Annotated in this window: 27 protein-coding genes and 1 riboswitch; of the genes, 4 read left to right on the top strand and 23 right to left on the bottom strand. The window is 43.7% G+C overall.

Annotated elements, in window-relative coordinates; all coding sequences use genetic code 11:
• Positions 1–17: 17 nt before the first annotated feature.
• Positions 18–1079, bottom strand: a complete 1062-nt coding sequence (locus tag EBO34_RS03865; RefSeq protein WP_249413989.1) for a FecCD family ABC transporter permease — start codon at positions 1077–1079, stop codon at positions 18–20.
• Positions 1048–2022 carry an ABC transporter substrate-binding protein gene (locus EBO34_RS03860; RefSeq protein ID WP_183163693.1) on the bottom strand — a complete coding sequence of 325 codons (975 nt, stop codon included), beginning with the start codon at positions 2020–2022 and terminating at the stop codon, positions 1048–1050. The genes EBO34_RS03865 and EBO34_RS03860 overlap by 32 nt, the downstream gene beginning before the upstream one ends.
• A gap of 158 nt (positions 2023–2180) precedes the next feature.
• Positions 2181–2395, bottom strand: a riboswitch (cobalamin riboswitch).
• Positions 2396–2553: 158 nt separating this feature from the next.
• Between EBO34_RS03860 and EBO34_RS03855 the strand changes: the two genes are divergently transcribed.
• A complete protein-coding gene (locus tag EBO34_RS03855) occupies positions 2554–3066 on the top strand; it encodes a MogA/MoaB family molybdenum cofactor biosynthesis protein (RefSeq protein WP_122896620.1) in 513 nt (170 codons plus the stop codon).
• Between the two features lie 392 nt (positions 3067–3458).
• On the opposite strand, the gene EBO34_RS03850 is transcribed toward EBO34_RS03855, so the two are convergent.
• The 9 genes from EBO34_RS03850 to EBO34_RS03805 form a co-directional block, all read right to left on the bottom strand.
• Positions 3459–5234: an ATP-binding protein gene (locus EBO34_RS03850; RefSeq protein WP_122896619.1), complete on the bottom strand. Its 1776-nt coding sequence runs from the start codon at positions 5232–5234 to the stop codon at positions 3459–3461.
• Positions 5234–5947, bottom strand: coding sequence for a response regulator transcription factor (locus tag EBO34_RS03845; RefSeq protein ID WP_122896618.1), 714 nt, complete (start codon positions 5945–5947; stop codon positions 5234–5236). The genes EBO34_RS03850 and EBO34_RS03845 overlap by 1 nt, the downstream gene beginning before the upstream one ends.
• 338 nt (positions 5948–6285) lie before the next feature.
• Positions 6286–7476, bottom strand: a complete 1191-nt coding sequence (gene ccsA, locus EBO34_RS03840; RefSeq protein WP_122896617.1) for a cytochrome c biogenesis protein CcsA — start codon at positions 7474–7476, stop codon at positions 6286–6288.
• Complete coding sequence (resB, locus tag EBO34_RS03835; protein WP_122896616.1) at positions 7460–9127, bottom strand: cytochrome c biogenesis protein ResB; 1668 nt, start codon at positions 9125–9127, stop codon at positions 7460–7462. Before resB ends, ccsA begins: the two co-directional genes overlap by 17 nt.
• 9 nt (positions 9128–9136) lie before the next feature.
• Positions 9137–9667, bottom strand: a complete 531-nt coding sequence (gene resA, locus EBO34_RS03830) for a thiol-disulfide oxidoreductase ResA (protein WP_122896615.1) — start codon at positions 9665–9667, stop codon at positions 9137–9139.
• Between the two features lie 98 nt (positions 9668–9765).
• Positions 9766–10485, bottom strand: a complete 720-nt coding sequence (locus tag EBO34_RS03825; protein WP_122896614.1) for a pseudouridine synthase — start codon at positions 10483–10485, stop codon at positions 9766–9768.
• 663 nt (positions 10486–11148) lie between these two features.
• Complete coding sequence (locus EBO34_RS03815; protein ID WP_122896612.1) at positions 11149–11679, bottom strand: spore maturation protein; 531 nt, start codon at positions 11677–11679, stop codon at positions 11149–11151.
• Positions 11680–11685: 6 nt separating this feature from the next.
• A complete protein-coding gene (locus EBO34_RS03810; protein ID WP_122896611.1) occupies positions 11686–12279 on the bottom strand; it encodes a nucleoside recognition domain-containing protein in 594 nt (197 codons plus the stop codon).
• The gene (locus EBO34_RS03805) at positions 12272–13420 is read right to left on the bottom strand and encodes a D-alanyl-D-alanine carboxypeptidase family protein (protein WP_122896610.1); all 1149 of its coding nucleotides are present in this window, start codon (positions 13418–13420) and stop codon (positions 12272–12274) included. Before EBO34_RS03805 ends, EBO34_RS03810 begins: the two co-directional genes overlap by 8 nt.
• 128 nt (positions 13421–13548) lie before the next feature.
• On the opposite strand from EBO34_RS03805, the gene EBO34_RS03800 reads away from it, so the two are divergent.
• Positions 13549–14268: a DUF421 domain-containing protein gene (locus tag EBO34_RS03800; RefSeq protein ID WP_122896609.1), complete on the top strand. Its 720-nt coding sequence runs from the start codon at positions 13549–13551 to the stop codon at positions 14266–14268.
• Between the two features lie 12 nt (positions 14269–14280).
• Here the strand turns inward: EBO34_RS03800 and EBO34_RS03795 are convergent, their stop codons facing one another.
• From EBO34_RS03795 to EBO34_RS03770, 6 genes are read right to left on the bottom strand one after another with little or no spacing between them, the layout of a single operon-like run.
• Entirely contained in the window at positions 14281–15141 is an 861-nt protein-coding gene (locus tag EBO34_RS03795) for a DUF421 domain-containing protein (RefSeq protein WP_122896608.1), read from the bottom strand.
• 15 nt (positions 15142–15156) lie between these two features.
• The gene (locus EBO34_RS03790; RefSeq protein WP_183163692.1) at positions 15157–15363 is read right to left on the bottom strand and encodes a DUF1657 domain-containing protein; all 207 of its coding nucleotides are present in this window, start codon (positions 15361–15363) and stop codon (positions 15157–15159) included.
• A gap of 32 nt (positions 15364–15395) precedes the next feature.
• A complete protein-coding gene (gene spoVAE / locus EBO34_RS03785; protein ID WP_122898504.1) occupies positions 15396–15746 on the bottom strand; it encodes a stage V sporulation protein AE in 351 nt (116 codons plus the stop codon).
• On the bottom strand, positions 15746–16765 hold the full coding sequence (gene spoVAD / locus EBO34_RS03780; RefSeq protein WP_122896606.1) for a stage V sporulation protein AD: 1020 nt from the start codon (positions 16763–16765) through the stop codon (positions 15746–15748). Before spoVAD ends, spoVAE begins: the two co-directional genes overlap by 1 nt.
• Positions 16766–16768: 3 nt before the next feature.
• A complete protein-coding gene (gene spoVAC / locus EBO34_RS03775; RefSeq protein WP_122896605.1) occupies positions 16769–17248 on the bottom strand; it encodes a stage V sporulation protein AC in 480 nt (159 codons plus the stop codon).
• Between the two features lie 15 nt (positions 17249–17263).
• On the bottom strand, positions 17264–17722 hold the full coding sequence (locus EBO34_RS03770) for a YhcN/YlaJ family sporulation lipoprotein (protein WP_122896604.1): 459 nt from the start codon (positions 17720–17722) through the stop codon (positions 17264–17266).
• Positions 17723–17957: 235 nt separating this feature from the next.
• Between EBO34_RS03770 and EBO34_RS03765 the strand changes: the two genes are divergently transcribed.
• Positions 17958–18674 (top strand): DUF421 domain-containing protein, encoded by a 717-nt coding sequence (locus EBO34_RS03765; protein ID WP_346725793.1) that lies wholly within the window; start codon positions 17958–17960, stop codon positions 18672–18674.
• A gap of 70 nt (positions 18675–18744) precedes the next feature.
• Here the strand turns inward: EBO34_RS03765 and EBO34_RS03760 are convergent, their stop codons facing one another.
• From EBO34_RS03760 to EBO34_RS03750, 3 genes are read right to left on the bottom strand one after another with little or no spacing between them, the layout of a single operon-like run.
• Entirely contained in the window at positions 18745–19215 is a 471-nt protein-coding gene (locus tag EBO34_RS03760) for a DUF3907 family protein (protein WP_122896603.1), read from the bottom strand.
• Between the two features lie 60 nt (positions 19216–19275).
• The gene (scpB, locus tag EBO34_RS03755) at positions 19276–19860 is read right to left on the bottom strand and encodes an SMC-Scp complex subunit ScpB (RefSeq protein ID WP_122896602.1); all 585 of its coding nucleotides are present in this window, start codon (positions 19858–19860) and stop codon (positions 19276–19278) included.
• Complete coding sequence (locus EBO34_RS03750) at positions 19850–20614, bottom strand: segregation/condensation protein A (RefSeq protein WP_122896601.1); 765 nt, start codon at positions 20612–20614, stop codon at positions 19850–19852. Before EBO34_RS03750 ends, scpB begins: the two co-directional genes overlap by 11 nt.
• Positions 20615–20769: 155 nt before the next feature.
• On the opposite strand from EBO34_RS03750, the gene EBO34_RS03745 reads away from it, so the two are divergent.
• Positions 20770–21288 (top strand): DUF309 domain-containing protein, encoded by a 519-nt coding sequence (locus EBO34_RS03745; protein ID WP_122896600.1) that lies wholly within the window; start codon positions 20770–20772, stop codon positions 21286–21288.
• A 238-nt stretch (positions 21289–21526) separates the two neighbouring features.
• On the opposite strand, the gene EBO34_RS03740 is transcribed toward EBO34_RS03745, so the two are convergent.
• The 3 genes from EBO34_RS03740 to EBO34_RS03730 all read right to left on the bottom strand — a co-directional run bounded on the left by EBO34_RS03740 (position 21527) and on the right by EBO34_RS03730 (position 23760).
• Complete coding sequence (locus EBO34_RS03740) at positions 21527–21877, bottom strand: GNAT family N-acetyltransferase (RefSeq protein ID WP_122896599.1); 351 nt, start codon at positions 21875–21877, stop codon at positions 21527–21529.
• A 14-nt stretch (positions 21878–21891) separates the two neighbouring features.
• Positions 21892–22362, bottom strand: coding sequence for a 6,7-dimethyl-8-ribityllumazine synthase (gene ribH / locus EBO34_RS03735; RefSeq protein ID WP_122896598.1), 471 nt, complete (start codon positions 22360–22362; stop codon positions 21892–21894).
• A gap of 198 nt (positions 22363–22560) precedes the next feature.
• Positions 22561–23760, bottom strand: a complete 1200-nt coding sequence (locus EBO34_RS03730) for a bifunctional 3,4-dihydroxy-2-butanone-4-phosphate synthase/GTP cyclohydrolase II (RefSeq protein ID WP_122896597.1) — start codon at positions 23758–23760, stop codon at positions 22561–22563.
• Positions 23761–23796 lie beyond the last annotated feature (36 nt).

Here is a 23796-nt window from a genome sequence, read left to right as displayed (position 1 = left end):
TTATTATCACCTCGAATCTATACGTTTCTGTTCCTGATCTTATAAATCAAAATTAACCCAAAAACCGGTGCCCCGATAAGTGCCGTAATAACACCTATCGGTAATTCCTGAGGAGCAAGTATTGTTCTTGCAATGACATCAGCGAATATGAGAAATGCCCCGCCCCCTGCAGCTGAAAGAATCAGCAGGTGCTTATGATCAGGCCCGCTCAAAAGACGTACAAAATGAGGAATGACAAGGCCGACAAACCCTATTGTTCCTGATACCGCAACTGCAGCGCCTGTAAGTATAGCGGCAGCAAAAAGGATTACCGTTTTTTTTTGTTTCACATCAATCCCCAAATGATGGGCAGACTGTTCACCAAAACCAAAAGCATTCAGCTCGCGCCAGTGTACGAGCAACAGAATCGTACCGGTAATAAAGAAAGGAATGATTAAATAAACATACGGCCAGCCCCTCATCCCTACAGATCCCATAAGCCAGTTAATGATCTGCCTTAATTCATCAGTACTAAGGGCAATCATTAATGAAATAACGGAGCCTAAAAACGAACTGAAAATAATCCCTATAAGAATAATCGTTTCAACAGCCATTGTTCTGCTTACCAGCCTTGCCATGATAAGAACAAGGTAAAGGGAAACAAATCCCCCAGCCACCGCTGTGACCGGAAGGGTAAATGAACCGAGGAATGGAATTGTAATGCCGAAATAAAAGACCATGACTGCCCCTACTGCTGCACCGGACGAGGCTCCAAGTGTATACGGATCGGCCAGGGGATTACGTAAAAGCCCTTGAAAAGCAGCCCCGGCAACCGAAAGTGAAGCTCCAACAAACAAAGCAAGCATCACCCTTGGCAGACGGATATCCATAATAATATGGGTGAGGGGACTCTTATCTTCAACAAGGATCTGTACCCCAGGCAGCTGCTGAGCGAGTATCTTTGCCACCTCAAAAGGGTGAATGAAAACGCTCCCTGCTCCCACACCAGTAAACAGTGCTGCTGTGAGGAGCGTAAAGAAAATGACATATATGAGTACCTGTCGACGGTTAGTAATGATCTGGGTAGATAAATTTTGCAAGGGTTTCGACTCCTTCAATCAACCGAGGGCCCTGGCGCGTAACGATATTTGAATCTTCAAGTTCATAAACCCTATCGTGTTCAACAGCAGGGATACTCTGCCATGCCGAACGGTTTAAAACATCCCCCCGCGCATCTTCAACGTAGGCCCCGTATGTCAGGATGATCACATCCGGATTAAGGGTTACCGCATCCTCTTCCGAAAACTGGACCCACCCCTCCTGGTCACCAGCAACGTTATCTGCACCAATTACATCGAGCATTTCATTTACAAAAGTTCCTGATCCTGTTGTAAACAAATCAGGATCTGCCCCGACCTCGACCCATACACTTACACGATCTTCTTCCGGAATATCAGCAGAGATCTTTTCTATCCGTTCAATTTCTTCTTCAAATGAGGCAATCAGTTCACCTGCTTCATCATTCTTACCGAGGACTTCCCCAACTGTAGAAACAACTCGGTAAAAATCTTCAAACGTATTTGTATCTTCGATAACGACTACCTGGATACCGGCACTTTCTATCTGATTAAGTGCTTCGGGATCATTTATTGCCCCGCCGAGAACAAGATCCGGCTCATTGGCTATAACCGCTTCAACATCGATAACCATATCTCCTACACTTGGAAGCTCACTTGCCTTCTCCGGATAATCATCGTTAGAAGTAACCGCCTGCAGCTGATCCCATGCATCAAGGCCGTAGATCAGTTCTGTATTGCTGGGAAGCAGGGAAATGACGTTATCAGGCTGCTCTTCAATTGTGATCTCTTCTCCTCTTGCATCTTCAACTGTAACTGGAAACGCCTCTTCATCTGAGAGTTCCTGTTCCCCATTTTCCCCTTCAGAACTTCCTCCCTCCGAAACCTCATCGGCTTCTTCCGGTGAACATGCTCCGATAACAAGCACAGTTCCCATTACAACCGTTAACCATTTCTTTTTGTTCATTTTCAAACTCTCCCTTATGTACATTTTACGTAAACAAATCTCACCGGGATTTTAGAGAAAATAAAAAAACTGCCTGTGAACAAAAGGCAGTTGTTTTGCATATGAAAACTAAATTCAACAATGTTGAACAAGTAATCACCGCTTTACCTTTTTCCCGAAGGTACGTAAACTTTAAGGCAGGTCTCCTGACTCGCACATATATGGCTGTTTTCTTCCTTCCCGCCGGATGGCAGTGGAATGGAGTTAGTCTCCCAATAGCCTTACAGCTATGAAAACAATCAATGTGCTTACAGTGGCGGGACCGTGCCGGATTTTCACCGGTCTTCCCTTTTAACGTGCCGTAAGCGGCACGACCTTAAAGCAGCAGAACGTATGTTTTTGATGTATTTACTCCTCTATTATACACACGTTCGTTTCGTTTCGTCATTAAAAATCTGATATCTTTTGATATAAGGAGGTACTGTCTGTCCTTTGGAGAAACCTATATGATATACACCTTTCTGGAATAGTTATAGAAGGAGGTTCACACTCATGAGTGTTCATGAACACAAGAAACAGGCACCTCGTCACATTAACTGTATTGTTCTGACTGTTTCAGATACGAGAACAATGGAAACAGACAAAAGCGGCAGGCTTATGAAGTCATACCTTGAGGAAAACGGTCACGCAGTGCTTGATCACAGAATTGTAGAAGATGATTTTACTGCTATTCAAAAAGGTGTACTGGCAGCCCAGCTCGATGAACGTGTTGACGCGCTACTCATTAACGGCGGTACGGGTCTGGCATTGAGAGATATTACATATGAAGCAGTTGAAAGAATGCTTGACAAGACGATCCCCGGATTTGGTGAACTGTTCAGGTATTTGAGCTATGAGAAAGATATCGGCTCAGCAGCCATGCTCAGCCGGGCGATTGCCGGAGTGAGAGGGAAAACAGTTATCTTCTCAACACCCGGCAGTTCAGGTGCCGTAAAGCTCGCAATGGAAAGCCTGATTATTCCCGAGATTGGCCATGTTGTAAGAGAAGTCCGTAAAGATCTTTGAATTATCTTCCTCTCTTATAAAAACACAAAAGCCCAAAGGTTAAATCCTGCCTTTGGGCTTTTCCCATTGTTCTGGAATTAATAAATCTCCTGAAATGCGTCTAACTTTATGATGAAACTTTTCCACGTCCAGCTCCAACGCCTGCGAGCTCGAGGTCATTTCATCCCCTGCTTCTTCCTCGTTTCTATAGCCGCGAAGTTTATGCGTCGAAGCAACTTGACATTGAACAGGGAGGTTAAGCTCGTAGCTGAAGCCTGGTTAGCGGCTTTAATCTGACGGCCTCCCTCAAATGCTTGCACTAAAGCACAAGGGCAACTAAGGCTTTCGCTAAGACTGGCGATAAGCCAGTTTTCTTTATCCCTGGTGATATCAAGGCACTTGCGCTCTTGTTTTTATTCTTTTCCATCCGGTAAAAACACCGTAAATGTTGTTCCTTCTTTCAACTTACTGTGAACAGAAACACGGCCTTTATGAGCATGGACAATGTTTTTTACGATGGCAAGGCCCAGACCTGTCCCCGACCGGCCGCGGGTACGCGCTTTGTCTGCTTTGTAAAACCGTTCAAAAACAAAGGGAAGGTCTTCTTCCGGTATTCCGCTTCCGGTATCAATCACATCCATTTTGACCCCGCCTTCCACATTGGTCACGCACAACGTGACTTGTCCGTTTTCAGGGGTATGGCGAATCGCATTATCGATAAGATTTGTAAGAACCTGCTCGATTCGGTCTGGATCCATTAAGAGTGAATTAACTGTTGCTTCGATGTCTTCTACTATAAGAACATCATGTTCTTTCGCAATTCCGCTGAACTTCCTTACAACCCTCTCTGAAAATTCTCTTGTATTCACCCGTTCAAGATTCAGGCTGATGTGTCCCGCTTCCATCCTCGCAAGATCAAGAAGCTCATTTACCAGTCTGCCCATACGTAATGATTCATCATAGATAATCTGCGCCAGTTCCTTTTTCTCTTCTTCAGAACCTGCAACATCGTCAATGATCGCTTCACTGTATCCTTGAAGCATGGAAATTGGAGTTCTGAGTTCATGTGAGACATTAGCGATAAAATCTTTTCTCAGCTTGTCGTGGGTTCTTTCGTCAGTCATATCACGGAGGACGGCAACGGCACCGCGGATATTTTCCTGATCATACAAAGGGGTCATCAAAATCACCCAGCTTCTTCCCTGAACATCCACTTCCACCATCTGTTCCTGTCCTTTTTCCGTTACCTGTTTAAACAAGTGTTTAATTTCTTCGGGAAGGACAAAGATTTCAGATTCGTGATTATTCTCGTATGTCCATGCTTTTACGAATGCTTCAGCCGGTGGGTTCATTATGCTCATTTCACCCCGTCTGTCGAGGGTAATCACACCATCTGCCATGGAGCTTAATATTCTTGAGAGTTGTTCTTTCTCCCGGTTAAGCATATCCAGGTTAGTGTTAAGGGCACGGGCCATTCGGTTAAATGCCATGCTTAACAGTCCGATCTCATCATTGGAACGGATCGGAATTTTAGTGTTGAAATTTCCCTTCGCCACTTCAAGAGACGCCCTCCGCATTTTTCTTAGAGGAGCTGTAATTCTTGTCGTAAGGAAAAATGCAAAAACTGTTGTCAGTATAATGGCAACTGCTGCACTGAGAAGAATAATCTGCTTCGTCTGTACTGAAGCTTCATTCACAATATCAAGCGGCATATACATATAGACAGCACCAGTCTGTGCACTATGATTAACGGGGAGACCGACAATCAGAAGTTCCTGATGATCACCATTCCTGAGATTAAGTTCGTAATCCCCCCGCTGGACAACAACTTCCTGATTTTCCATGACCTGTGAAAGCCTTGGGTCTTCATAAAATAAATCAACAGGAAGCTCACCACGTGTATTGTCAGAAGAATACCAGTACTCCTCTTCATCCATTACAATAACAGCACGAGTAGAGTATGTTTCTGCAATTTTTCTTGACATGGCGATAGCGGCTTCATCTGTATGCTCATCTTCTAACAGACTCGCAATAAGGGATGCATGGTTTAATAACTGCTCTTCTGCCTGTTCAGAGTGAAACCGTTCAAAGTATTGAAGCAAAAGGACGGTAAGGACTAAAAGGACGACGCTTACAAGAAGTAAGATCGTCGCCCATAACTTTCCTACTACACTTCTCCATAACATCATTACTTGCCCGCCTCAAATTTATAACCGATCCCCCACACAGTCGCGATCATATGCGCTGCTTCAGGTGAAACCTTGTTTAATTTTTCCCTGAGCCTTTTAATATGGGTATCCACAGTTCGCAGGTCTCCGAAAAATTCATAGTTCCAGACATCCTTCAGTAAATCCTCCCGTGCAAATACTTTATCAGGTGCCTGTGCCAGGTAATGAAGAAGTTCATATTCTTTCGGGGTAAGGTTAATCTCTTCCCCTCCGGCAAGAACTTTATGAGCATCATTATCAATAGTCAGGTGAGGAAAAACAAGAATATCCTTTGCCTGTGTTTCCGTATGAAGAAACTTGGTTGTTGAGGCCCTTCTAAGCAATGCCTTTACCCGGAGAACGACTTCCCTCGGACTGAACGGCTTAACAATATAATCATCAGTTCCTGCTTCAAAGCCTTGAACACGGTTTGCTTCTTCTCCTTTAGCCGTGAGCATGATAACAGGAGTCGCTTTATGCTTTCGCAACTCTTCACAAACTTCAATCCCGTCAATCCCGGGCATCATCAAATCCAGCAGAATAAGGTCAAAATCTTCTTTCAGAGCCATATCTAAAGCTTTTTCACCATTTTCAGCATCTCTTACTTCGTAGTTTTCACGTTCAAGATACATTTTTAAAAGCCTGCGGATCCGTTCTTCATCGTCTACCACTAACAGTTTCGCTTCAGCATTCATCTATGTTACCCCCTGTGCGCACCCAAAATCTTAACAATACCTTTAGTTTATCATTTCTTAATCCAACTCGTCACATTCCGTTCAAAAACATATGTGTCCAATTAGTGAAAAAAGAGGGCGATTCATAAGGTATAGCACTACCTTATGAATCGCCCTCTGGAAGCAATGAGCGGAGCCGCTACCCTCTTTTGAAATCCCTGCACGAGTTGGGTTCCCGTGTCGGGCGAGTAGCGGGCTATAAAACGCCATTTGAAGACCCCGTCAAAGGCCTGTATTAATGGCTTCGTGTGACAAGCATCGTACCGGTCCATTCAATCAAGACACGCTGCTAACAATTCCTATAACCCTGCATATGAGTGCAATCCTGCAATAACCAAGTTAACGAAAATCAGGTTAAACATAATGATCGCAAACCCGATAACACAGAGCCATGCACTCTTTTCACCGTGCCAGCCTCTTGAAAGCCGTAAGTGTAAGTATGCGGCGTAAAACAAAAATGTAATTAATGCCCATACTTCTTTCGGATCCCAGCCCCAGAATCGGGTCCAGGCGATTTGTGCCCAGATCATAGCGAAAATGAGTCCTCCGAGAGTAAAGATCGGAAAACCAATCGCAATCGCCCGGTAACTGAGCTCATCAGCACTTTGTGGATTAACTCCTCTGACGAGGGGCTGCAGAGCGCCGCCTATTGGCTTTCTCATAACAAGGCGCAGGAGCCAATACAGAACAGTACCTGAGATAAATGCCCAGATAACGGCATTCAAATCATCGGGTACGATAAAATCCGGTGCATTAATGAGAGGACTGAACCGGTTTTCTGTCATCAGTGTTCCTTCATTAGGACCAATAAGAGCCGGAAGCTGGTAAGTGATCTCGTCTTCCTGGGCAAACTCGTTTACATATACAAAGTCTGCTTCGTAGTTTGCAGCGCCAAAGCCCATACTCAGAAGAACATGGCCCGCAAAGCATAAAAGTCCGAAAAACACAAGTTCCAATGCCGTTACTTTTCTGGACTTTTGTTTAAAGTCGGTGACTCTCACAAGATACACAAGACCAGCTGCAAAACCAACAGCGAGAATCCCCTGTCCGAGAGCAGTTGTAATAACATGGATTTTCAACCAGTTTGACTGAAGAGCCGGAATGAGCGGCTGAATTTCAGTCGGGAAAACAGATGCATAGGCAATGATGAGCATTACAACTGGCATCGTAAACAATCCGAGAACCCGGCTTTTGTACATTGGATAAATAATAACAAACCCGAGACTCATCATGATTCCAAGAAATGTCGTGTATTCAAACATGTTACTTACAGGAGCATGTCCCCCGGCGATCCACCTTGTTATGAAGTAGCCGATTGCAAGGGCAAAGGCTAATACAGATGAAATGTATCCATATGTGCCGAGGCGGTTTTTTTCGTTCCCTGCTTTATCTTTAAAGCGGCGTCCTGTAACAGATACGGCAAAAAGTACAGTCGCAAGAAAGTACAGGAAAAATGAAATTAAAAGTAAATTACTACTTAGCTGGGCCATCGTCTTCTCTCACTCCTTCATCGGTACCTGCTTCCTCTTCCTTTTCATCGGTCTGGTCATCCGGTACCGGAATACCTGTTTTTTCAGACAGGTACTCAAAGTCTTTTTTCAATGCATTCCAGTTCTTATTCGCATGACCTGCGACCCAAAGCTCTCCATCCCGCTCTTGGATCCACATGCGCCGGTGGTGCCAGTAGGAACCTTGAACGAGTCCAATCATAAAGATAACTCCCCCAAGGATTAAAATAGGAAGGGTACGATCCCGTCTGACTGCAAGTGCACTTACATTGTTCGTATCGAAGTCCACCATTCGAAGACGGTATTCATTATCCGGGTCAAGTGCTTCGTTTAATTGTATCCCAACAAAACTGAGCTCTCCCTCTTCTTCACCCGGTTCAAATACTTCAAAGATAAACCTCGGGTTGTCCGGTATACGGTTTAAAGTGGAAGGTTCACCGTCATCGTTAAATGTAAAATTAGGAAAGTAATCATAAATTTCAACACGGTATCCGTTATCAAACTCATAGGATGATTCCGGATCGTAAAGGTTCACATCAAATGTGACATCTTCAAGCCCTTCTGAATCACCATCGATTTCTTCAAGGGCAAACGTGAATTCCGCCAGTTCGTTAAGCTTATAATCAACCTGGTATAATGAGAATCCTTCAAACGTCATCGGATCGTTTACCCGGATCTGATGCTGTTTGACCTCTTCTTTTTCTCCTGCACCGATTGTTTCCGACGATTGTCTGAAAAGGGTTGCTGTCGTCTGGTAGGTTTTGACTACGTCACTTCCTGAACGTTCAAGACCTTCCCGGAAACGCTCGTCCTCCTGATCATAAAACTCGATCAGAAAATTATCGTTTCGGACCGAATATTCTCCTCCTGTTCCCCGGACTTCAACTTCCTGGCCTTCTCTTACCCAGATGTGATCTTCAAGGTACATTTGGGGAAACAGGCGAAGCATAGCACCAATTAAAAAGATGATAAGACCGATATGGTTTACGTACGGACCCCACCTTGAGAAACGGCCTTTCTCTGCAAGGAGATTTCCGTTTTCTTCCCGAACGTTATATTTACGTTTCTTAAGTATGTCAGAGGCTTTTTTTATCTTTACACCAGGTTCTGAAACCTGATCAGTGTTTTTAAACAGACGCTGACGCTTCATAAAGCCCGGGTGTCTTGTTACCCTCTGGGTTTTCAACGCTCTGTACAGCGGTACAAACCTGTCAATACTCGCAATAACCAGCGAAACACCGAGGGCAGCCACAAGGAGCATATACCACCATGAACTGTAAAGATTATGAAAGCCAAGCTGATAGAAAAGCTGCCCCAGTGTACCATATTCCTCGTAGTAATAAACGGAAGCCGGTCGCCCGGGTGGAATAAACATTTCCTGCGGGAATATCGTTCCTATCGAGGATCCGATTAAAGTCAGAACAATGATCCAAACTCCCACTTTAACAGAGGAAAAAAAGTTCCAGATTTTATCTACTATCGATTTCCTGTAAGTCTGCGAACGTCTTGCTACTCCTTCATAACGCATGTTAGCCAGCTGGTTTCCATCCTCTTTCAGGGGTTTTCCGCATGACTCACACAAGTATGTGCCAAAAGGGTTGAGATGTCCGCATTCACATTTGACTTTATTCATGATGACCCCCTACTCGCTGCCAGGTACAAGTTTATCCAAAGATTCGAGTACTTGCTGTTCTGTTTTACCGCCAACCTGGCGTTCGATGACAGATCCATTTTCATCAATTAAAAGAACGGCCGGCAGACTGTTTACACCGTAGGCGTTGCTTACTTTCATCCCCCGGTCGATAACGTTGGTATATGGAACATTATGACGGTCCAGAAAGCGCTGCACCTGAACGGTTGATTCATCAACATTCAATGCAACCACTTCTACACCTTTTTCTTTGTATTCTTCATGATATTCTTTCAGGTACTCCATTTTATCCCGGCAATATGTGCAGTATGTTGCCCAGAATGTAAGATAAACGCCTTTTCCTTTCAGCTCGTCCAAATGAACAAGATTCCCATCCATATCTTCAAGGGCAAAGTCCGGTGCAGTGTCTCCTGCATCAACGAGTCCCCTCTCTTCAGAAAAATGGGTGAAAAGGGTGTATCCAATGGCTGTTGCGAGGACAACTAAGATGGCTGAACGTATGATCAGTCTCCTCTTTTTCATCTTCATCCCTCATTTTTCACACAGATTTCGAGTACTATTTTCATATTAGCACTACTCCACCAGTCTTTACAGTGAAGAGACCTATCAAAAAATGACGATTATGTGACGGCAAGTTCTCTTAACTTTTTCACTTCGTGAGGCTTCAATTCCCGGAATTCCCCGGCATTCAGTCCTCTTAATGTTAAGAAACCATACTGCTCCCGCTTGAGCTTCTCAACAGGGTGGCCAATCGCCTCCATCATCCTGCGGACCTGACGGTTTTTCCCTTCATGAATTGTTATTTCCACAATCGCCGTTCCCTTTTGGTTATTAGCTTTGACCAGTTTGACTCTTGCCGGCGCTGTTTTACCGTCTTCCAGCTTTATGCCCCGTTCAAGTAATTTCAGATTCTGTCTTGAAGGGATGCCCCGGATTTTAGCGATATACGTCTTTTGAATTCTGTATTTCGGATGCATAAGTACGTTGGCAAATTCTCCGTCATTCGTAAGTAAAATGAGACCGGATGTATCATAGTCCAGCCGTCCGACGGGATAAATTCTTTTCTCTGATTCAATCAGGTCTGTTACGACTCTCCTGTCAAGGTGATCCTCTACACTCGATAAGACTCCCTGTGGTTTATACAGAAGATAATAGACTGGTTCTTCTTTGTCGATCGGTACGCCGTTCACTTCCACTTTATCATTATGGGGATCTACTTTGGTTCCCAGCTCCGTTACCATTTTACCATTTACTGTTACTCTTCCTTCTTCAATCAATGTCTCTGCTTTTCTTCTTGACGTAACACCCGCCTGGGCAATTACTTTTTGGAGTCTCTCCATTTTTTCCACCTCTTCTATAGCCTTCAAATCCGTTCATGTCTCTCATTAGCATTGTCGGCGTATCCCTTTCTGTTTCAAACCTTAATTTTAGCTTTTTTTCATGAGAGTCTCAACGTTTTTTTCTTATTTACACCATTTTAAATGAATGGGAGTAAAGGAAGCAGGGTTTTGATACTGCCTGCATGCCTCATCCCATTTCTGAAACATAACCTTCATTAAAATACAGTACTGTTTACTTCCTTTAACAAAGGAAAATATACGGCTGTTTCCCGAACTCTTCTTTTGAAATACAGAAGATGAAGCCTGCGTGCCCTTCACTTTCCTTGGCTGTGCCGGCACAGCCAAGGAAAGTGAGCGGATGACCTTCAGCGGAGCTTTACGAACCTGACGTAAAGGTATATTCATTAAGTGAAATTAGCTGAAATCAACACCTTACTTCTCTGAGAAAATGGAATTTTTCAGTGGCCATAAGTTCGAGACAGGCAAGCCCCCGCAGAGGCACAGAGATGATGAGGTTCGGTGTGAGTCCGGGTAAAGGGGGCGTATTCCGTTCAACAAATCTTGCTAATTATGAAGCGTTATTACTTTCTTTTATTTGTGTTTTCAGGGGAAACACTAAAAAAAGAGCCGTTCCGCGTTGGGCCGACTGCGGGACGCCTCTTCTTATCCAAAAACCAGGGTAACAACAATGATCGCTGCAAGGATACCGATTACATCGGCCAAGAGCCCTACCTTTAGGGCATCCCCCATTTTCCTTATCCCTACGGCACCGAAGTAGACCGTAAGCACATAAAACGTCGTATCTGTACTTCCCTGCATTGTCGAGGCAAGTCTCCCGATAAAGGAATCAGGTCCGTGGATGGCAATCAGATCTGATGTCATTCCCAGTGCTCCTGTACCGGACAAAGGCCTTATCATGGCTAAAGGAACGATGTCAGCCGGGACTCCTACAGCCTGGAGGGCAGGCCTTAGAAGGTTGATAAAAAAATCCATCGCCCCTGACTCCCTGAACACACTGATCGCAACAAGCATTCCAACGAGATATGGTATGACAGAGAACGCCATTGATACGCCTTCCTTGGCTCCTTCAACAAACATTTCGTAGGTAGGAACCTTTCTTATCGTTGCAACAACCAGAATGAAAGCAATCAACCCGGGGATGATCCATAGTGACAGATAGGTTATCCACTCCATGTATGGTCACACCCCTCTTTTTCTCGTTCGCCGGTAATGAAAATACCGGTCAATTAATAAGGCGCCTGCAGTGGAACAGGCTGTCGCCAGGATGGTTGTTCCGACAATTTCTGTCGGAGACACCGAACCGTAATTTAATCTTATGGAAATGACAGTAGTCGGAATAAGGGTAATACTTGCCGTATTGATTGCAAGGAGGGTAATCATGGACCGGGTCGCTTCATCTTTCCCTCCATTCAGTCTCTTCAGCTCTTCCATGGCTTTTATCCCCATTGGTGTTGCCGCATTTCCAAGGCCGAACAAATTTGCACTCATGTTGGATAAAATATAGCCCATAGCCGGGTGATCTTTCGGGACTTCCGGGAAAAGCCGCCTGACAAGAGGGCCCATCAGGCTGCTGAGCCCTTTTAAAATGCCCCCTTCTTCCGCAACCTTCATAAGCCCCAGCCAGAAAACCAGGACACTCATTAATCCGATACAGATCGCTACCGCTTCTTTTGCACCGTCAAAAACTGCTTTGTTCACCTGATCCATCGTCCCGTTAATTGCCGCGAATATAATACCGGCAACAAAAAGGATTACCCAGATTAGATTAACCACTGTCCTTCACATCACTGATCATAAACAAAGCATCCCACATCCTTTTGAAGAATGAAGGCTTATTTTCCACTTCAGTTTCAAAAGACAGAGGTACAACCCCGATTCTCTCCCCATTCAGGGAAATCTGGATGGAACCTATCGGGTCAGGATAACCAGTCTTCTCCCATCTCTCATCAGGAGAGAGGAGAACTGTTTTTTGTTCCACAAGATCTGCCTCCTCATCTGTAAGAGGATATTCAAAATTATAAGCAGCGTAAAGTTTATTCTTATAAAAAGGGTCTTTAATACTATTAAAACGTCCTTCTTTTACAATTTCCATCATTTGGAATCTGCTAAAAGCCCAGTTGAATAAATTCATATGATCGTGCCAGTCGCTGCCGGCATTCAATGTCACAGCAACCAGTTCAACACCATCTTTTTCTGCAGTAGAAACAAGTGTCCGCTTTGCTCTTTTCGTATATCCTGTTTTCCCTCCTGTAGAGTATGGATACAACTGGGTAAGGAGACGGTTCTTATTATTAAAAACTCTGTAGCCGTTTTCCCGCTCTGATGCTTTATAGGATTTAGTGCCTGACACTTCCCGATACTGGTTATTTTCCATTGCATAACGGGCAAGAACAGCCATATCATATGCTGTTGAATAGTGCTCTTCATGGTCATCAAGACCGTGGGGATTATTAAAAACCGTATTTGTCATCCCGATTTCCAGTGCTTTTTCATTCATCATATACACAAACCCTTCGAGGCTCCCCCCGACATGCTCAGCAATGGCCACCGCTGCATCATTACCAGACCGGAGCATAAGGCCGTAAACCAGATCCTTTAAAGGCAGCTTCTCCCCTGCATATAAGTAAAGAGATGACCCTTCAGTACCCTCTGCTCTTGAAGAAATCGTGACCATCTCGTCCATCTTCCCTGATTCAATGGCAAGGAGGGCAGTCATGATTTTCGTTATACTCGCAATTCTCATTTGTGTATGCGCTTCTTTTTCATATAAAACCCGCCCACTCTCAAGCTCCATCAGCACCGCTCCCTGCGCCGAAGTCTGTCCCGGGTAGACATTGGCACCTGCACGGACAGGCAAAATGGCCGTTAATGCCATAATCATAACAAGGATAAGAAGTATTATTGGCTTTTTCATCACACACCGTCCCTTATAAAGCATTTGTACAAGTCTATGCATGAGCGGGTTGGTTATGCAGAAAGACCGGAGAGTATAAATGGCTGAGAATGGAAGAAAATAGAGGTTAATACAGGGAGGGATCATTGATGGGGTTAATCGAGGAACTGTTTATTGTTGTCTTTCGAATTGCGACAATACTGCCGCTGCTGCTTGCCATTACTCTCTTTATGGGTAAACGTTCGATTGGCGCTCTTCCAGTGTTCGACTTCCTGGTCATTATGACACTGGCATCAGTTACAGGGGCTGATATTGCCCAGCCGGATGTCCAGCATATTCACACTGTCGTCGCCATTATCGGTATTGCACTTCTGCAGCGCTTTGCGTCTCAAATGATAATAAAAAACCGTAAAGTGGGAAGGTGGATGACTTTTGAACCAACAATTGTCATCCATAACGGCAAGCTGTTACCCGGCAACCTTGAAAAACTCAGATATTCCGTTGACAACATTCTTCAGATGTTACGGGAAAAAAACGTATTTGATATCTCCAGTGTCAAGCTGGCTATTGTAGAAGGAAATGGAGCCCTCACTGTTCAACTGGAAGGACAGAAGGAAAACGTGACGATTGAGGATTTAAACCTCACAAAAAAATCACCGGGCATTGCTTATCCGGTGATTTTGGAAGGAAAAGTGTACGTGAGTGTTCTTGAAGATCTCGGACTTACTCTCTCATGGCTTCATGAGCAGCTGGTAGAAAGGGGGTATAAAAATACATCCCTGGTTTTTTATGCAAGCATAAACGACAACCTGGAACTCCACATCTCGGAAAATGAGTACAGAAGTGAAGGACCTGCCTTTTATCATTAGAGCATCCCTGTTTCAGATCAGAAGGTAAACTTCAAGCTTCTTTTTCAAATCAGCCAGTTCTACCGCATTCCTTGTGTACATTTGTTTTGCTGTTACATCTTTTGTGTCATGAGAAAAAGTCTCCAACTCCGCCTGCACTTTTTTCAGTGTTATAAACAAGGCTTCTTTTTCAGTCTGCGGTCTTTGTTTGATCTGATCATCATACAGATCAGTGTAAATTTCCCCGTCCCTGTCTGCCTGTGCCAGAAAAATATTATCAACTGAATAGCCTTTTTTTGAAATTCGTTCTTCCAGCCACCGTCGGCTGAAACCAAGACGGTTCAACGCCTCATCCTGAATTTTACCGTCTCGGATTACAGTCTCTGCTTCTTTCACCGTCCCCAATGCAATGTTCATTTCTTTAGCTGTCAGAGGCTGTCTGTCCTTTTTAAGGAGGGCATCCACTTCTCCTGATCCTTCGAGCATTGCGAATTCCACATCCTGAACATTAAAAATCCCTTTTCTTCTGAGTTCGGTTTCAAGGTCATCACTTGTAAACCGCTGCTTTTTCATTTCTTCTTCCAGAATTTTACCGTTCTTAATAACCGGTGCCGGCTGCGCCTGCACCCACACCCTGAACGTTCTGCTTTTTAATTTTAAAAGCTGCACACTGAATAAGAATAATGTTGCAATGAAGAAACCAAGCAAAGGAAAGGCAATTGGAATGGACAGATTTACAGCTCCAACACCAAGCATGGCGCCGAAAAAAGCCATAATAATGAACTCCATCTGAGTCATGTGGGCAAGGTTTTTTCTGACCAGCAACTTCGCAGAAGCTAATATGAGTACTAAAGCACTGATTGTTCTTACAGTCACTTCCAACCATCCCGGCATAGAAATTCCCCCTTTTTAATTGGATAGGTTTTTCGATTTATTTAACTCAAGTACGTGTATTTGATCTTCCACTTCTCTGGCAATCGTTCTTACCTTCAGAGCGCCTTCTCTGAAAACATCGTGAGCATCTTCATCTGTGGTTTGAATCTGCAATTCATTTAACCCGGCCTCCAGCGACTTTAATGAAGCCAGGCATGCTTTAACCTGATTTACTTGCGGCATTAACATATCCCCCTGTTTTTATAGTCATTCATTTAACCTTTCGGACGAAAAATAAGTGCAGCCAGAAAACCGAATATTATTGCTGATGATATCCCCGCACTCGTAACTTCGAAAATACCAGTCACAATTCCGATAATGCCGTGCTGATTCGCTTCTGCAACCGCCCCGTGCACAAGAGCATTACCAAAGCTTGTAATCGGTACCGTTGCTCCTGCACCTGCAAAGTCAATGAGAGGCTCATACAAACCAAGACCGTCCATGATTGCCCCTCCCACTACAAGTGAACTCATAGTATGAGCCGGGGTCAGTTTGGCGACATCCATCAGAATCTGGCCGATGACGCAAATAAGTCCGCCTACAATAAACGCCCAGACAAATGTCATCACTGGCTTTTCACCTCCCCTGCTTCAATAGCCACGGCGTGAGCGACACATGGAATGGATTCATGCTGCTGAAACGTTAGTGGAGATAACAAAGCCCCGGTGGCTACGACGAGAATGCGCTTTAATTCTCCGCGTTTCATCCGGTTGAGGAGGTGACCGTAAGTTACCGCTGCTGAACAACCCGCACCGCTTGCACCTGCGAAAACAGGCTGATCCTCTTTATAAATAAGCAATCCGCAGTCTTGAAAAAGTTCATTAGAAACAGGTGTGCCCTGCTGCTCGAACAAATCAAGAGCAATCGAACGGCCGATTTTCCCGAGATCACCAGTTACGATCAGATCATAATAGTCTGCTGTAATACCAAGGTCACTGAGGTGTGCATTAATTGTATCCACTGCAGCTGGTGCCATTGCCGCTCCCATATTATAAGGATCACTCATACCCATATCGATAACTTTGCCGATTGTTGCAGCAGTAACAACAGGACCATCACCTGATTTCGTCAGGCATGCCATACCTGCTCCTGTGACTGTCCATTGTGAAGTAGGCGGTTTTTGCGCTCCGTACTCAGTTGGGTAGCGGAACGTCTTCTCAACGACTGCATTGTGACTCGATGAACCTGTAACGACCAGGTCTGCCCCCTCATTATTCATTACAAAGGCTGCCAGAGCCAGCCCTTCCATCGAAGTAGAGCATGCTCCGAATAAGCCTATGTATGGGATACATAATGTCCTGCATGCAAATGAAGTTGTCGTGATCTGGTTTGATAAATCTCCGGCAAAAATAAACTGAACATCATCAGGCTTTTTGTTAATTTTACTCAGAGCTTTTAATGCAGCATCTTCAAAGAGTTTCTTTTGTGCTTTTTCATAGGAGTCCTGACCGCACCATAGATCTTCATGAATGGTATCATAGTCATCAGAAAGCCTGCCGTTTCCTTCAAATGGACCTACTACGACTCCTGTTGATGCGATGACCGGACGATTTGCAAACGTCCATGTTCGTTGACCCGCCAGCATAGTTTAACCTCCCTCTATTCCTGTTAAAGTAAGAATTAAAGCTATAACAAAAGCAGCAAAGGTTCCAAAAACGATCACCGAACCTGCAAGTTTAAACATATTACCGCCTACACCCAGAACGTAGCCTTCTGTTTTATGCTCAATGGCAGCGGAGGCAATACTGTTGGCAAAGCCGGTAACAGGAACAGCTGTACCGGCACCTGAAAATTGTGCAAAACGGTCATAAACACCAAAGCCGGTTAACAGGACAGCAATAAATATGAGTGTAGCTACGGTGGGGTTGCCTGCGGTTTTCTCATTAAAATCGAATTGATACATATAAAAAAGCTGAATCGCCTGCCCGATGCAGCAAATAAATCCCCCTACAAAAAAAGCTTTAATAATGTTTTTAATTACCGGGCGTTTTATTTCATGCTTCTGTGCCGTCTGCTGATACTTTTTTTGCTCGGGTGTCAATTTTTGAATTTTTGTTTTCTTACCCATACGGATGCCTCCCTTCTATCCTTTCATGTCGTCCTCAATTTTTTTCAGGTTTTGTTTTAAATCACCCTTTTTCACTCCATCTTTGGATAGCTTTTTCTCAAGCTTCTCTAAATCTGAAGAAAGTTTTCTGTCTGTGGTTATATGGATGTTGTCATCCGGATACTTCTTTTTGATTTTTTGATGGGCATCCTTTCGTATCCTGTCTAAAAACAACCGGTCGAATCCCTCAACTGTGAGGGCAAGATAAATGTCATCGTCTACCGCTGCGCCACGTACTTCCTTTACTTCTTTCATTTTCACAAGCTCCCGCTTAGCCGAATCCGCTTTTTCCTGATTCACTTTACTTTTAGCTTCAATGTACATAACCTCAGCTTCTTTTTCCTGTCCTTTTGACTGATCCTGCCCCCCACAGCCCGAGGTGAATGTCAGCAAGATAAGAACCAGACTCAGCAGAATAACTTTCTTTTTACTCACGATCGTCGACCCCTTTCATCGTACTTTTAGTATGAAGAAACAAAGAGATAATATGTATATGGAAAATGGGCAGCGACATCACTTTGAAAGGATTAATCATTTTTGCCCTGGTAACTATAGCTTTCTCAACAAAGGGAAAATCATAATTGGAAAAGGTTAGAGTATTTAATCAATCAATTGCTTACTATAAGAAGGATATACATTGTAATCATGATAAGAATCCTTGAGGCAGGTGATGATCTTGAATACCACTTTTCCTTCACTGACCATTGAGCTGCTGATTGGTTTTTTTGCCCTTCTTATATTGACGAAAGTACTGGGGAAAACGCAAATTACCCAGCTTACCCCCTTTGATTTCATTTCAGCTCTGGTTCTTGGTGAACTTGTAGGAAACGCCATCTACGATAAAGAAATCGGCCTGAAATACGTCCTATATGCCATCGGATTGTGGGGAACATTTATTTATTTCATTGAATACATTACTCAAAAATGGAAGGGGACCCGTTCCATACTTGAAGGCAAGCCCTCGATTGTTATACGTGAAGGAGTCATAGACAGAAACCAGCTTAAAAAGAACAAGCTTGACCTCGATCAGCTGCAGCACCTTCTCAGGGATAAAGATGTATTTTCATTTAAAGAAGTAGAATACGCCATTTTAGAACCGAACGGAACAGTAAATGTATTAAAGAAAACACCTTTTCAGTCTGTATTAATGAAAGATTTAAACCCTGGTACCAAAGGAAAGGTCTCACTCCCGATTTCAATCATAAGTGACGGCGAATGGGTAGAGAAAAATATTCATCAGACCCGGCTGAATGTAAACTTACTGTCTGATATTTTCTCCAGGGAGGGTCTTAATTTAGGGGATATTATGTACGCCGAGTTTAGCGAAGGCGAACCTTTGTATGTCCAGATTTCCCACTATCCCTTTGTTAAAAATATTGACGTGTAGAAATAGATAAAAAAAGAGAATGTCTCAAGAAGGTTGACCTTCCTGAAACATTCTCTTTATAACCATTGGACTACCTCGCTGAATAGCCTGATTCGTAATATTCAAGTTCTTCTCTTATTTCCTGAATCGGGCCTTCAATTTTGATCAGGAGTATTCGCACCTGCTCCGGGGGGACACTTCTGAACCTGATCGAACTTTTACCGCTGTAGGCAGCGCGGCTGTCTTCGTACCACCCGTCAAGACGGGGCTGAAAAAATGCTTCTACACATTTATGGAAAATCCAGTACATTGTCTTTTTTGCAGCAGCTTCTCTGAAAATACCGGACTTAAGAATGGTTCTGCTCGCATCCGATCCTTCATCAAAATATACAAAAAGGTGTCTGATATCATCCAACAGTGGTTCAACAGAGGCTTTTTCCACTCCGTCTGAACACAGAGATTCAAGTGTCACACTGTTTAGAAACTGCCGGATTTCAAACAAAGCCCAAGACAGTCTTTCTTCAGTGAACGATAGCTGGTTTCTCACCTGATTATCAGCCATAACTTCCTCCTCGACATTCAATACTACATCTTATGTAGCCTGTACAAAATGATGCCAGAGTTACCGTTCAATTTGCTCCTGAAATTTTTCAAAGAAAAGGTCCGCCTCGCCCTCAGGATCCTCTTCTTCTACTTCCGTAGGCATTGGTGGAAGTTCATCGAGGGAGCGGAGTCCAAACTGATCAAGGAACTCTTTTGTTGTGCCGTAAAGAATAGCCCTGCCTGTCCCTTCAGCCCTACCCACTTCTTTTATTAACGCTTTGCCCTGAATGGTACGGATTGGACGTTCGGATTTCACTCCTCTAATATCTTCAATTTCAACACGTGATATCGGTTGTTTGTATGCGATGATTGCAAGGGTTTCAAGGGCAGCCTGGGAAAGGGTAGCCGTGGCTGGTGAATGGACCAGTTTTTTAAAATATGATGCATGTTCAGCTTTTGTAGTAAGGAGGTAACTTCCTCCAAGTTCCACAACCTGTATCCCCCGCTCCTTAGCCTGAAACTCCTCTATCATTTCATCTAAACATGTTTTTAAAACGTCTGAGTCTGTCTGAAGAACTTCATTGAGCTGTTTAAGGTCAATTCCCTCTTCCCCCGAAACAAACAAAAGACCTTCAATAATTGCTTTAATTTCACTATTCGTCAATCGTTAACACCTCTCGTTGATATACAACAATGTCATTAAAATTGCCTTCCTGTGTACAGCCAATCATCTTTGACTTCATCAGTTCGAGAACCGCAAGAAATGTAACTACCTTCTGGCTGCGGGAATCAGTATCGAACAAAGATGAAAAGCTCGTTTTTCCACGCATTGATTCCAGTCGGGTAATGATTTCAGTCATTCTCTTTTCAATTGGAATTTCATCACGGTGAACTTTAGAGTAGATCGGTTTTGAGTCTTTCTTCCTTTTTACAAGTTTTTGGAAAGCACTTAGCATATCATACAGTGACACATCTACATTTGCCGGTTCTTTTTCTTCTTCTTCAAGAAGCGGGCTCAAATCTGCAGCAGGCTTCGAAAAAAGCTGACTCCGCTCAATCTCTTTTTCCTTAAGCTCCCCTGCGGCTTCCTTATACCGCTTGTATTCAATCAGCCTCTTCATTAAATCATCCCTGGGATCGTCATCACCTTCCATATAGTACTCCTCTTCATATATCTCGTCCTCCTCTTTAGGAGGCAGAAGCAGTTTACTTTTCATTTCCAGAAGGGAAGAAGCCATTACCAGATATTCACTTGCAATATCAAGTTGGAGAACTTGCATTGTATGTATAAAGTTCATATACTGGTCTGTAATTTTCGCAACAGGAATATCGTACAGGTCAAGGTCGTTTTTCTGGATCAGATGAAGAAGCAGATCCAACGGTCCTTCAAAGGTATTCAACTTCACACTATATTGCATTTTTTATTCACCATTTCATTTATATTCTTGTAGCATTATACCATACCATGCTTTGTTCCGCCCTGAAAAATCAGGGCTGAGCCCGTTCTTTTACTGTGAAGAATGCCCATCGATTATGATAAAGTATAAGTAATTACCACACTGGAGGTCCCCTGATGAAAAATTATCCTGAAGCCTACATTGAATACCTCGTCTACTTTCAAGGCGAACGTGATTTATTTGAATGTCATGAAGTAATGGAGGAGTACTGGAAAAAGGACCGGCAGCCTCAATGGCTCGCTCTTATACAGCTTGCAGTAGCCATGTATCATCACCGTCAGGAGAACTACCCAGGTGCTAAAAAGCTGTTAAAGAAAGTGATTGCTATGATCGAAACAGATCCTTTCCGCTATACCAAACTTGGCATTGATACTCCTTCCCTTCTTGGTCAGTTAAAACGAAGAGAAGTAAAGATCGACAATAAAGAGCCCTACGAAACCTTTAACCTTACACTAAATGATCAAAAACTTGAGAAAGACTGTATCAGCCTGTGTGCAGCACGCGGTGTTAAGTGGGGAAGCACGGAAGATTTGACTGACAAAAACCTGATCTACAGACATAAAAGAAGAGACAGAACAGATGTTATTAAAGCCCGTAAAACAAGCCTGCTGGAAAAGAAAAAAGAACGTGGTTAAATGACATAGAGGCTGGGACAAGAGGGTATTAGTAATATGCGGTGCAAATACATCGCTCCTGAAAAATACTTCGTTTTCGGAGGAAGGCTGGTGAGCCTCCTCATCCTTCGCGTGGCCACTGAAAAAGTACAATTTTTTAAATAGACTCAGAAAAGTCAGGTGTTGATTTCCCCCATACTCTAAAGTGAAAAGGAACCACACTCTTACCGGTGTATGGTTCCTTTTATGGGTATGTTGTTTATTCTTTCTGGCTCTGGCAGGATTCCAGGAAGGAACTGGTTGATTTTGTTGAACTAAGCTTATGCCCCGTATATTTTTCCAGCTCCCGAACCATTTTTGTCCCTATTCCTTCTTCCCGGTAGGACGGATTTACGCACAGATGATGAAGGTACGCTGTGTTTTCCTCGATTTCGATACCGATAACACCTATGATGGCTTCTTCTTCCTTCCAAAAATACAGTTGCCAATTCTGTTCAGTCTCGTACTGTTTCATTGTATGCTGAAGTTTTTTGACTTTTTTTTCATTCGGGGTATAAGACAATAACCCCATAGCGATTTTTTCATAATCACGATGATAAGGAATAATCATACTTATCCTTCTTTCTAGCCCTCGATCGTTTTTGTGAGATTTGCCATCTCGATCGCTGCCACTGCTACTTCCCAACCTTTATTACCTGCTTTTGTTCCTGCTCTTTCAATCGCCTGTTCAATCGTTTCTGTCGTAAGTACTCCAAAAATCACAGGGATGCCGCTTGACATTGCAGCACTTGATACCCCTTTGGCCGCTTCTGAGCACACATAATCAAAGTGCGGGGTTGACCCTCTTATAACCGTTCCCAGCGTAATAACAGCATCATATTTTTTCGAGTCTGCCATTTTTTTTGCAATAAGCGGAATTTCAAAAGCACCGGGAACCCATGCAATATCTACATCAGCTTCGTCAATTCCGTGTCTTCGTAATGCGTCCTCGGCTCCGCTTAGGAGCTTTCCGGTAATAAATTCGTTGAATCTCCCTACTATAATCCCTACTTTAAGTCCTGTTGCTGTGAGTTGTCCTTCATATACGTTTCCCATTTTAACGCCTCCTGATTAATTGTCTGATCTACAATAAAAAAATTCATTAACTTCTGTCAGATGCTGTTTTTTATTTCTTTTCTTATAGCGGATGCGGAGCTTCCCGGAACACGTTGTCCCCGGGTGTACCGCATCCGCCGAAACCTTTAATTCAGTCTTTTGTTAAGTACAGTGCCGTATTTCCTGCGCGTTGATCGTTTAGAAATGAAGCATATGTCCAAGTTTATCTTTTTTTGCTTTCAAATAGCGTTCATTCGCTTTCGTATGCGGCAGCTGAAGGGCAACACGATCAACCACTTCCAGGTCATATCCTTTCAGACCGGTAATTTTTCTTGGGTTATTCGTCAAAAGCTTCATCTTACTTACCCCGAGATCACGCAGAATCTGAGCTCCGATTCCATAGTCGCGCAGGTCAGGTGCAAAACCCAGCTTGGCATTCGCTTCTACAGTATCAAACCCTTCTTCCTGCAGCTTATAGGCTCTCATTTTATTCAACAGTCCGATTCCACGGCCTTCCTGCCTCATATAAAGGAGTACACCTTCCCCGGCTTTTTCAATCTGCTCAAGGGCTGCATGAAGCTGCGGACCGCAATCACAACGCTCTGATGCAAACACATCTCCAGTAAGGCACTCTGAATGAACCCTCACAAGGGTTGGTATTTCCGGGTTAATATCCCCTTTAATTAAAGCGATGTGTTCTTTTCCATCAACAACATTTGAATAACCTACAGCTTTAAATTCACCGAATTCTGTAGGCATGGTGATTTCAACTTCTTTTTTCACAAGTTTGTCTTTCCGGTTACGATACTGAATCAGGTCTTTAATTGTTATCATTTTCAGGTCGTGTTCATCTGCAATTTTCCGAAGATCAGGGACCCTTGCCATACTTCCATCTTCTTTTATAATTTCACAGATAACCCCCGCAGGTTCAGAGCCGCACAGTCTTGCCAAATCTACAGCAGCTTCTGTATGACCTGCACGTCTTAAAACGCCTCCGTCTTTTGCGATAAGGGGGAAGATATGTCCGGGCTTTTTAAAATCTGTACCCTTCGTATCCGGCTTGATTAGCGCCTGAACCGTAGCAGCCCTCTCATGTGCAGAGATTCCTGTTGTCGTAGACTGGTGATCAATACTTACCGTGAATGCTGTTCCATGAGGATCCGTATTGTGGTCAACCATAGGCACGAGTTCAAGCTCTTCAGCTCTTTTTTGGGTTATCGGTGTACATACAAGGCCGCGGCCGTGGGTGATCATAAAGTTAATGACTTCCGGTGTTGTTTTATCAGCCAGGGCAACGAAATCTCCTTCGTTTTCACGGTCTTCATCGTCACACACAATCACCATTTTACCTTGCATTAAATCATAAATTGCTTCTTCAATCCGATCAAATTCGATCATGGTTTACGACCTCTCTTTCATCATTGGTCCTTAATG

Origin of the sequence: Alteribacter keqinensis, from assembly GCF_003710255.1 — a bacterium.
GTDB classification, from domain to species: Bacteria; Bacillota; Bacilli; order Bacillales; family Salisediminibacteriaceae; genus Alteribacter; species Alteribacter keqinensis.
This window is presented reverse-complemented; position numbering and strand designations above follow the sequence as displayed.

Bases quoted from the DNA above. Each gene is read 5' to 3' on its own strand.
- EBO34_RS03850 (WP_122896619.1), bottom strand. From the start codon at position 5,234: ATGATGTTATGGAGAAGTGTAGTAGGAAAGTTATGGGCGACGATCTTA.
- spoVAE (WP_122898504.1), bottom strand. From the start codon at position 15,746: ATGACATTTGTCTGGGCGTTTATTGTAGGCGGACTTATTTGCGTCATC.
- EBO34_RS03765 (WP_346725793.1), top strand. From the start codon at position 17,958: ATGATCTTGAATACCACTTTTCCTTCACTGACCATTGAGCTGCTGATT.
- ribH (WP_122896598.1), bottom strand. From the start codon at position 22,362: ATGGGAAACGTATATGAAGGACAACTCACAGCAACAGGACTTAAAGTA.
- EBO34_RS03790 (WP_183163692.1), bottom strand. From the start codon at position 15,363: ATGCCGCAAGTAAATCAGGTTAAAGCATGCCTGGCTTCATTAAAGTCG.
- EBO34_RS03800 (WP_122896609.1), top strand. From the start codon at position 13,549: ATGGGGTTAATCGAGGAACTGTTTATTGTTGTCTTTCGAATTGCGACA.
- EBO34_RS03795 (WP_122896608.1), bottom strand. From the start codon at position 15,141: ATGCCGGGATGGTTGGAAGTGACTGTAAGAACAATCAGTGCTTTAGTA.
- EBO34_RS03815 (WP_122896612.1), bottom strand. From the start codon at position 11,679: ATGGAGTGGATAACCTATCTGTCACTATGGATCATCCCCGGGTTGATT.
- EBO34_RS03855 (WP_122896620.1), top strand. From the start codon at position 2,554: ATGAGTGTTCATGAACACAAGAAACAGGCACCTCGTCACATTAACTGT.
- EBO34_RS03730 (WP_122896597.1), bottom strand. From the start codon at position 23,760: ATGATCGAATTTGATCGGATTGAAGAAGCAATTTATGATTTAATGCAA.
- spoVAC (WP_122896605.1), bottom strand. From the start codon at position 17,248: ATGGGTAAGAAAACAAAAATTCAAAAATTGACACCCGAGCAAAAAAAG.
- resB (WP_122896616.1), bottom strand. From the start codon at position 9,127: ATGAATAAAGTCAAATGTGAATGCGGACATCTCAACCCTTTTGGCACA.
- EBO34_RS03750 (WP_122896601.1), bottom strand. From the start codon at position 20,614: ATGCAATATAGTGTGAAGTTGAATACCTTTGAAGGACCGTTGGATCTG.
- spoVAD (WP_122896606.1), bottom strand. From the start codon at position 16,765: ATGCTGGCGGGTCAACGAACATGGACGTTTGCAAATCGTCCGGTCATC.
- EBO34_RS03845 (WP_122896618.1), bottom strand. From the start codon at position 5,947: ATGAATGCTGAAGCGAAACTGTTAGTGGTAGACGATGAAGAACGGATC.
- EBO34_RS03740 (WP_122896599.1), bottom strand. From the start codon at position 21,877: ATGATTATTCCTTATCATCGTGATTATGAAAAAATCGCTATGGGGTTA.
- EBO34_RS03745 (WP_122896600.1), top strand. From the start codon at position 20,770: ATGAAAAATTATCCTGAAGCCTACATTGAATACCTCGTCTACTTTCAA.
- EBO34_RS03825 (WP_122896614.1), bottom strand. From the start codon at position 10,485: ATGGAGAGACTCCAAAAAGTAATTGCCCAGGCGGGTGTTACGTCAAGA.
- ccsA (WP_122896617.1), bottom strand. From the start codon at position 7,476: ATGGCCCAGCTAAGTAGTAATTTACTTTTAATTTCATTTTTCCTGTAC.
- EBO34_RS03805 (WP_122896610.1), bottom strand. From the start codon at position 13,420: ATGAAAAAGCCAATAATACTTCTTATCCTTGTTATGATTATGGCATTA.
- EBO34_RS03760 (WP_122896603.1), bottom strand. From the start codon at position 19,215: ATGGCTGATAATCAGGTGAGAAACCAGCTATCGTTCACTGAAGAAAGA.
- resA (WP_122896615.1), bottom strand. From the start codon at position 9,667: ATGAAAAAGAGGAGACTGATCATACGTTCAGCCATCTTAGTTGTCCTC.
- EBO34_RS03860 (WP_183163693.1), bottom strand. From the start codon at position 2,022: ATGAACAAAAAGAAATGGTTAACGGTTGTAATGGGAACTGTGCTTGTT.